7 protein-coding genes are annotated in these 8,122 nt (G+C 74.2%); 4 read left to right on the top strand and 3 right to left on the bottom strand.

Annotated features, from left to right (window positions below; translation table 11 throughout):
• The 3 genes from ACSW7Y_RS14580 to phoA form a co-directional block, all read left to right on the top strand.
• The coding region (locus tag ACSW7Y_RS14580) for a TetR/AcrR family transcriptional regulator (RefSeq protein WP_438126967.1) at nt 1-672 on the top strand (672 nt) is incomplete at its 5' end.
• A 26-nt stretch (nt 673-698) separates the two neighbouring features.
• Nucleotides 699-1,115, top strand: coding sequence for an SIP domain-containing protein (locus tag ACSW7Y_RS14575; protein WP_438126966.1), 417 nt, complete (start codon nt 699-701; stop codon nt 1,113-1,115).
• Between the two features lie 158 nt (nt 1,116-1,273).
• Entirely contained in the window at nt 1,274-2,956 is a 1,683-nt protein-coding gene (phoA, locus tag ACSW7Y_RS14570) for an alkaline phosphatase (RefSeq protein WP_438126965.1), read from the top strand.
• A gap of 78 nt (nt 2,957-3,034) precedes the next feature.
• Here the strand turns inward: phoA and ACSW7Y_RS14565 are convergent, their stop codons facing one another.
• Genes ACSW7Y_RS14565 through ACSW7Y_RS14555 form a run of 3 tightly spaced genes read right to left on the bottom strand, consistent with a single transcriptional unit; the run spans nt 3,035 to nt 6,782 of the window.
• Nucleotides 3,035-3,892: a glycosyltransferase family 2 protein gene (locus ACSW7Y_RS14565; RefSeq protein WP_438126964.1), complete on the bottom strand. Its 858-nt coding sequence runs from the start codon at nt 3,890-3,892 to the stop codon at nt 3,035-3,037.
• The gene (gene rfaE2 / locus ACSW7Y_RS14560; protein WP_438126963.1) at nt 3,889-5,376 is read right to left on the bottom strand and encodes a D-glycero-beta-D-manno-heptose 1-phosphate adenylyltransferase; all 1,488 of its coding nucleotides are present in this window, start codon (nt 5,374-5,376) and stop codon (nt 3,889-3,891) included. Before rfaE2 ends, ACSW7Y_RS14565 begins: the two co-directional genes overlap by 4 nt.
• Nucleotides 5,373-6,782: an aldehyde dehydrogenase family protein gene (locus tag ACSW7Y_RS14555; RefSeq protein ID WP_438126962.1), complete on the bottom strand. Its 1,410-nt coding sequence runs from the start codon at nt 6,780-6,782 to the stop codon at nt 5,373-5,375. The genes rfaE2 and ACSW7Y_RS14555 overlap by 4 nt, the downstream gene beginning before the upstream one ends.
• Before the next feature lie 116 nt (nt 6,783-6,898).
• On the opposite strand from ACSW7Y_RS14555, the gene ACSW7Y_RS14550 reads away from it, so the two are divergent.
• Nucleotides 6,899-7,984, top strand: coding sequence for a glycosyltransferase family 9 protein (locus tag ACSW7Y_RS14550; RefSeq protein ID WP_438126961.1), 1,086 nt, complete (start codon nt 6,899-6,901; stop codon nt 7,982-7,984).
• Nucleotides 7,985-8,122: the final 138 nt, after the last annotated feature.

Below are 8,122 nucleotides of genomic sequence, written 5' to 3'. Positions count from 1 at the left end.
GCGTCCGGCGGGTCGGCCGCGGACGCGGTCGACCGGACCCGGAACCGGGCCCGCCAGCGCCCCGAGGTGCGCCGCGCGATGATCGTCACCGCCGCCCGCGAGGTCATCGTCCGCCGCGGTGTCGGCTCCACCGGCCTGCGCGACATCGCCGCCGAGGCGGGGGTGTCCGTGGGCACGGTCACGTACCACTTCGACAGCGTCGCCGAGATCCTCAACGAGGTCGTGGTACTCGAGACGGAGCGCTTCTACGGTGCGATCGTCGAGGCCGTCGACGCCGAACCCGACCCGGCGCGTGCGGTGCGGATGCTCGTCGAGCCCCTGTTCGCCGAGCGGCAGGAGGTCCGCGAGCACTGGCGCGTCTGGTCCGACTACTGGACCGCCGTCGTCCGGCGGCCCGAGGTCGCGGCCGAGTACGCCGAACGGATCCGAGTCTGGGAGGCCTGCCTCGTCCGGGTCCTCCGTCGCGGTGTCGACTCCGGGGTGTTCGCCGCGTCGGCGCACCCCGAGACCGTCGCCCTCAAGCTCGCGGCGTACAGCGACGGCGTCGCGACGCAGATCCAGCAGGGCGTGCCCGAGCTGACGAACGCCGTCGCGCTCGAGTGGATGTGGTCGTTCCTCGCCCACGAACTCGGGCCCGCCCTGACCCGGTCCACCACGCACCCCTTGTCGTGAGCGCGCACGAGCCCTACGGTGTTCCGATGACGAGGAACCGGCAGCCGCCCGCCGAGCACGTGCTCGTCGCGGGGTGCGCCGACGACCTGCCGGAGATCCACCGCCAGCTCGTCGAGTTGCCGGACACCGCCTACGGACAGGTGTTCGTCGAGGTCGCGCTCGAGGACGAGGTCCGGATCCTACCGGCACCGCCCCGTGTGAGCGTCACCTGGCTCGTCCGGAGCGGCCGGCCGTCCCGGGTCGCCTCGCTCGTCTTCGCCGACCGCGGTGAGGCACTGGCCGAGGCCGTCATCGGTTGGGCGGCGGAGTGGTGCGTCGCGGGCGGCGAGCCGTGCAGGACGCTCTGGATCGGGTGCGCCGAGAGTCCGTGGGTCGAGCGGGCCCGGTCGGTCGTGCAACTGGACCTGGACGACGCCGGCCAACAGGTCGAGATCGGCGGCTGACCGCGCGCACCGTCCGGGGAACGTCCTGCTGAGCGGGCCCACCGCCCGCGCAGCCTCGCCGTTCACCTGCCCGTCGCGGCGCGTTCACGAGCCTGTACCGCTGCACAGCCATCCTCTGATGGCACCCGTTCGGGGCACGTCCAGAGGGGATCCACCACATGCAGCACACGACCAAGCGACGCCGCGCGGCGCTCGCACTCGGCGCGGCGGTCATCGTCGGCGCCGTGGCTCTGCCGGGCACGGCCGAGGCCGTCGCCCAGCTCGCGCTGAACCAGCACGGCGGCGCCGCCCGGCACCAGGGCGACCAGACCCGGAGCGTCCGCCAGGCGATCCAGAACGCCGGTGCGAAGAACGTCATCCTGCTCATCGGCGACGGGATGGGCGACTCCGAGATCACCGTGGCGCGGAACTACCAGTACGGCGCCGCCGGTCGGCTCCCCGGCCTCGACGCCCTGCCGATGACCGGCTCGTACACCACGTACTCCCTCGTGAAGAGCGGCGAGAACAAGGGCAAGCCCGACTACGTCACCGACTCGGCCGCCTCGGGCAGCGCCTGGGCGACCGGCACGAAGACGTACGACGGCGCCATCTCGGTCGACGTCGACGGGAAGCCCCAGCAGTCGCTCCTCGAGCTCGCGAAGGCGAACGGCTACAAGACCGGCGACGTCTCCACCGCCGAGATCCAGGACGCCACCCCGGCGGTCCAGGTCGCGCACGTCGGCTCGCGCTCCTGCTACGGCCCCGACACCGCCGCCTGCGGCACCGACGCCCTGCAGGCCGGCGGCCTCGGCTCGATCAGCGAGCAGCTGCTCGACGCCCGCCCGGACGTCACGCTCGGCGGCGGCTCGGCGAGCTTCCAGCAGACGGCGAAGGCCGGCCAGTGGGAGGGCAAGACCCTCTTCGAGCAGGCCGACGAGCGCGGCTACCAGCTCGTCGACGACGCAGCCGGGCTCGCCGCGGTGCGGAAGGCCGACCAGCGTCAGCCGCTCCTCGGGCTCTTCACGCCGGGCAACTTCCCGACGCGCTACGCCCCGACCACCGCGACGGTCGGTGGAGCCGACGCCGCCCCGACCCGTTGCACGCCGAACCCGGCACGCCTCGACACGGGGCTCTCGCTCGCGTCGCTGACGAACAAGTCGATCGACCTCCTCCAGCAGAAGCACGCGAAGAAGGGCTTCTTCCTCCAGGTCGAGGGCGCCAGCATCGACAAGCAGGACCACGCCGCCGACGCCTGCGGCCAGATCGGCGAGACGATCGACTTCGACGAGGCCGTCCAGGCCGCGCTCGCGTTCGCGAAGCGGGACGGCAACACGCTCGTCATCGCGACCGCCGACCACGCACACTCGAGCCAGATCGTCGACAACACGCCGCCCGCGGCGCTCTCCACCGCGCTGGTCACGGCGGACGGCACCACGATGAAGGTCTCGTACGGCACCGCGGCGGCCGGCGGCTCGCAGCAGCACACCGGCACGCAGGTCCGCATCGCGGCGTACGGCCCCGGCGCCGCGAACGTCGTCGGGCTCTCCGACCAGACCGACACGTTCTTCACGATCCGCGACGGCCTCGGCCTGTCGGAGGACGTCGCCGCGCTCAGCCGCGGCGCACGGGTCGACGTGTCCGACCGGTCGCCGCGCCGTGGCGAGCGCATCACGGTCACGGGCAGCCGGTTCGCCGGCGACCGCCAGGTGCGCGTGCAGCTCGGCGACACCGACCTCGGCACGCTCGACCTGGTGAACGGCACCGCGTCCACGACGTGGCGCGCCGAGCGCGGCACCACGGCGCTCACCTTCACCGGCGTGCAGACCGGCAAGGTCGCGACCGCGCAGGTGCGCGTGCGCTGACGCGCTGACTGCGGACGGGAGGCCCGTGGCGGGTTCGCCACGGGCCTCCCGTCCGTCCCGCGGTACGCCGCGCCGCGCTCAGCGGAAGACGACGTCCGGTGCGTCCACGCGGCGGTCGGTGACCGTCGTCGGTGACTCGAGGTGCACCGCACCCGACGGTACGATGCCGGCACCGCCGAACCGCTCCATCACCCGCCACTGGGCGACGACGTCCTCGCCCGCGTGCTCGGGCGGCAGTTCGGGCCAGAAGCGGAAGCCGCCGACGGACTCGAGCCGCTCGCGGTCGTAGAGCACGCAGGCGCCGACCCAGGCCACCCGGTAGGGCACCCAGCCGCCCCGCTCGACGTCGAGGTCCGAGGCGACGTGCGCGAGGTTCGCGGCGTTGTGGAGCGACCAGCGGTCGTGGGCCGGGGTGCCGCGCCGGACCACCTCGGGCTCGACACCGTCCGACCACGGTTCGAACACCGCGGTCTCGTGCGGGCGCCGGTCGGCGAGGTACGACAGCCCCTGGACCGCCGAGCCCACGAAGCCGCAGTCGAGCGTGCGGAGCGCGTCGAGCATCCGCCGCACACTGCCCGGTTCGAGCCAGACGTCGTCGTCGAGGAACAGCACAGCGGGCGCGGTGGCATGGTCGAGCAGGAACTGCCGGTGCTCGGCGAGACCCAGCCGCTCCCGGTGGGTGAGGAGCGTCACGGGACGGCCCTGCGCCTCCAGGACGCGGAGCATCGCCGCGACCGCCGGCCGGTCGGCGGCGTCCCCGTCCGCGGACTGGTCGCTGAGGACGATCCGGAGGTCCACGTCCACCTGCGCGGCGAGACCCGCGAGCGTCGTCGCGAGCTCGGCCGACCGGCCCACGGTCGGGACGAGCACGTCCACCTCGGGCTCGGCCCCGTCGACGCGAGGCCGAGCCCAGTCACCGGACCAGCGCGCGGTCACGACGATTCGCGGATGCGCCGCACCACGGCGGTCGTGGAGTGCTCGGCGACGTAGTCGACCATGACGACCTCGCCGCCGTACTCGCGCACCACGGCGGTCTCGCTGAGCATCTCGGGCGAGTAGTCCCCGCCCTTCACGTAGACGTCCGGTCGGATGCGTCGGAGCAGGGGGATCGGGGTGTCGGTCGCGAAGACGGTGACGAGGTCGACGCACGCCAAAGCCGCGAGCACGCCGGCGCGGTCCTCCGCGGTGTTGATCGGCCGCTCCGGCCCCTTCAGCCGACGGACCGAGTCGTCGTCGTTCAGCGCCACAACGAGCAGGTCACCGAGCTCGCTCGCCTGGCGCAGGTACGTCGTGTGCCCACGGTGGACGACGTCGAAGCAGCCGTTCGTGAAGACGATGCGGCGACCGGCGTCGCGGGCTGCGGCGACGGCGTCCGCGAGCTCGTCGTGGTCGACCACGGTCTCGGCGGGCGCGGTCACGGAGTCGACGAGGGCGCGGGCCGAGCACACCGAGGTGCCCGCCTCGCGCACGACGACGTCCGCGGCGGCCTGCGCGAAGGACACCGCGTGCCGACGGGTGGCGCCGACGGCGAGCGCCACCGTGGCCCCGGCGCAGAAGGTGTCACCGGCGCCGGACGCCTGCTGTTCGGCGGCGGGCGTCGCACGGGTCCGGAAGGCCCGGTCGGCGTCGGGTTCGAGCAGCACGGTGCCGTCGCGGTCGAGGGTCACGACCGCCGCACGGGCCCCGGTGGCCGCGAGGACCGCGTCCCGCGCGTCGACGACCGCCGTCACCCGGGACGACCCCTGGCCGAGGTCGTGGGACCGGGTCCCGGCGACGTGGGCGAGGAGCGCAGCGGTCTCGCCGGCGTTCGGCGTCACGAGGTCCGGGTGGAGCCCGGCCCAGCGGGTCAGGTCGTGTGCGTCGACGACGACGGCCGCGGGACGGTCGCTGTCGAGCACCGGGACGACCGTCTCCGGGTCGACGCCGAGGCCGTAGTCGCACACCACGGCGGCGTCGGCACAGCGGACGGCTCGGGCGACGGCCGCGCCGAAGCGCTCCCGGGCGGCCTCGTCCGGCGGTGCCGCGATGTCGTCGACGCGGACCACGACGCGGTCGCCGCCGACGATGCGGTCCTTCGTGGTGGTGCGGGCACCGGGCACCTCGACGAGGAAGGACGTGTCCACCCCGGCGGCGTCGAGCCGGTCACGCAGGGTCCGTCCGGACTCGTCGTCGCCGACGTAGCCGACCATGCGGACGCGGGCGCCGAGCGCACGGGCGTTCACGGCGGTGTTGGCGGCGCCGCCGGGGACGGCGATGCTCTCGGTCACGCGGACGATCGGGGCGGGTGCTTCGCGCGACAGGCGTTCGGCCTCGCCGACGGTCCAGCGGTCGAGGATGCCGTCTCCGATCACGACGACGAGCGGTTCGCGGTCGTCGATGCGCGCCACGAGGTCGCGGACGAGCCGCACGTCGGCGGTCACCGGACACCACCGGCGGGCTCGAGGTGGACGACGGTCGTCGTGGTGAGCTCGTCGAGCAGGTGCGGGCCGTACCCGAACCCGGAGCCCGACGCCCCACGGGGTTCCGCGCTGCCGCCCGGGGCGCCGCCGAACACGGCGTTGACCTTGACGGTGCCGACGGGGAGCTCCGCCGCGGCGCGGAGTGCGTTGCCGGTGTCGTTCGTCAGGACCGTCGCCGCGAGGCCGTAGCGGTCGGCCGCTGCGAGGCGGAGGCCCTCGTCGAACGAGTCGACGACGCGCACCGGGGCGACCGGGCCGAACGTCTCCTCGGTCATCACGCTCATGTCGTCGGCCACGTCGGTGAGGACGGTGGCCGGGTACGCCGATCCGGGCCCCCCGGGGACGACGCCGCCGGTGCGGAGGACGGCGCCGCGGTCGACGGCCTCGCGGACCTGGGCGTGCACGGCGTCCCGCATCCGGTCGTCGACCAGGGGCCCGTACTCAGCCGAGGGTGCCGCGGTGCGGCGGTCGGCCTCCGCCACGAGGGCGGCGACGAAGGCGTCGGCGACCGCACGGTGGACGTACACGCGCTCGACGCTGGTGCAGATCTGGCCCGTGTTCGCGAAGGCACCGAGTGCGACCTGCGACGCAGCCCAGGCCGGGTCGACGTCGGCGTCGACGACCACGGCGTCGTTCCCGCCGTTCTCGCGGACCACGTGCGCACGGGTCACCGCGGCCACCGCGGAGAGTCGATCGCCGGTCGCGGTCGACCCGACGTGCGCGTAGACGTCGATGCCGTCCTGTTCGAGGAGCAGCTCACCCGTGGCCGCGTCGCCGTCGACACCGGCGAGGACGCCGTCGGGCAGGACCTCGGCGAGGAGTGCGTTCAGGCGGGCGATGGTCGCGGGGCTGCGCTCGGAGCCCTTGTGGACCACGGTGTTGCCGGTGACGATCGCTGCGCCGAGGATGCCGCAGGCGACGGCGACCGGGTCGTTCCACGGCGTCAGTGCGAGGACGACGCCCCGCGGGTGCGGCACGGTCCAGTCGGCGGCGCCGTGCTGCCCCCGGAGCGCCTCGCCGCGGTGGACGGGCCCGAGCTCCGCGTACTGCAGGAGCGTGCCGATGCCGGCCTCGACCCCGCCGAGCGCGTCACCGGGGACCTTGCCGGTCTCCCGGGTGTTCAGCGCTGCGAGCTCGTCCGCGTGGGAGCGCAGGTGCTCGGCCGCGGCTCGGAGCAGGGCGCCGCGTTCCGCCGGAGCCGTGCGGCGCCAACCCGGAGCAGCCGCTCGGGCACGCGCGACCGCGTCACGCACCTCGTCCTCGGTCGAGCGCCGGGTGGTCGAGGCTACCGAACCGTCGACCGGGTCGGTCACCACCAGGTCGGACGTGGCGGTGGCGGGGTTCGGGGCTTCCGGGGCGAGGGTCATGCGGGTCCTTCCGTACGGGATTCGCACGTTCCTCCGGAGCGCCTGTGCGCGCACACGGGACCGCGCTTCTCGACCATCGGACACGGACACTCGGGAGGGGTGGGTAGGAACGAGTGGTGCAACTGATCGGCAACGGTGGTCCCCGGTTCGACGACGTCCACGAGATCGCGGTGCTGCGAGGCGGGGGACTCGGCGACCTGCTCTTCGCCGTGCCCGCGCTCGACGCCCTCGCCGCGGCCTACCCGGACGCCCGCATCACCCTGCTCGGCACCCCGGTGGCACCGGCCGTGCTGGCCGGTCGCACCGCGTCCGTGCACGCCTTCGAGGAGCTGCCGGTCGCCCCGGGCGTCCGCGACTCCGGCGACTCCGCACCGAGCCGTGCGGACTTCGACGCGAGGACGCACGGGCGGTTCGACCTCGCCGTGCAGCTCCACGGCGGCGGGCGGAACTCGAACCCGTTCCTGCTCGGACTCGGCGGCCGGCACACCGTCGGCACCGCTACCGAGGACGCCGAGGTCCTGGAGCGCTGGGTCCGGTACGTGTACTACCAGCACGAAGTGCTCCGCGGACTCGAGGTCGTGTCACTCGCCGGCGCCGCTCCCGTCACGCTCGACCCGCGGGTCCTCGTGACCGAGCCGGAGCGGGCCGCCGTCCGCGAGCGGATGGGGGTCGTGCACCGGCTCGTCGCGCTGCACCCCGGTGCGACCGACCCCCGTCGTCGCTGGAGCCCCGAGCGGTTCGCGGCGGTCGCCCGGGAGCGGCTCGCGGCGGGGGACGACGTCGTCCTCGTCGGCGACGCCTCGGACCGGGCTGCTGCGGACGCGATCCTCGCCGAGGTCGGGGACACCGCACGCCTGCACGACCTCGTCGGCACCCTGCCCCTGGCTGAGCTCCCCGTGGTGCTCGCGGCGGCCGATGTGATGGTCGGCGACGATTCTGGACCGCGGCACCTCGCCGTCGCGGTCGGCACCCCGACGGTCGGCGTGTTCTGGTTCGGCAACGTCGTCAACGCCGGGCCGTTCGACCGCGGCCGGCACCGTGTCCACATGTCGTTCGTGACCCGGTGCCCGGTGTGCGGGATCGACGTCACGCAGGTCGGGTGGACGGCGGAACGCTGCGAGCACGACCCGTCCTTCGTCGACGAGGTCACCCCCGAGGCGGTCCTGACGGACGTCGAGGACCTCCTCGCGACCACAAGCTGACCGAACGGCACCGTGCGAGGTGTCGGCATGGGTCGGCACGGCGATCCGCACCGTGCGAGGTTCCACGCACGGTGCGAGGTGCCGACCGTCGCACCGCGTGCGGAACCTCGCACCGTCGAGCGCGCCGCGTCGCGGGCG

It is taken from the genome of Curtobacterium flaccumfaciens (genome assembly GCF_051548005.1).
In the GTDB taxonomy this organism is placed as follows: domain Bacteria; phylum Actinomycetota; class Actinomycetes; order Actinomycetales; family Microbacteriaceae; genus Curtobacterium.
The sequence above is the reverse complement of the archived record's forward strand: the minus strand, read 5'-3'. Positions and strand labels throughout refer to the sequence as shown.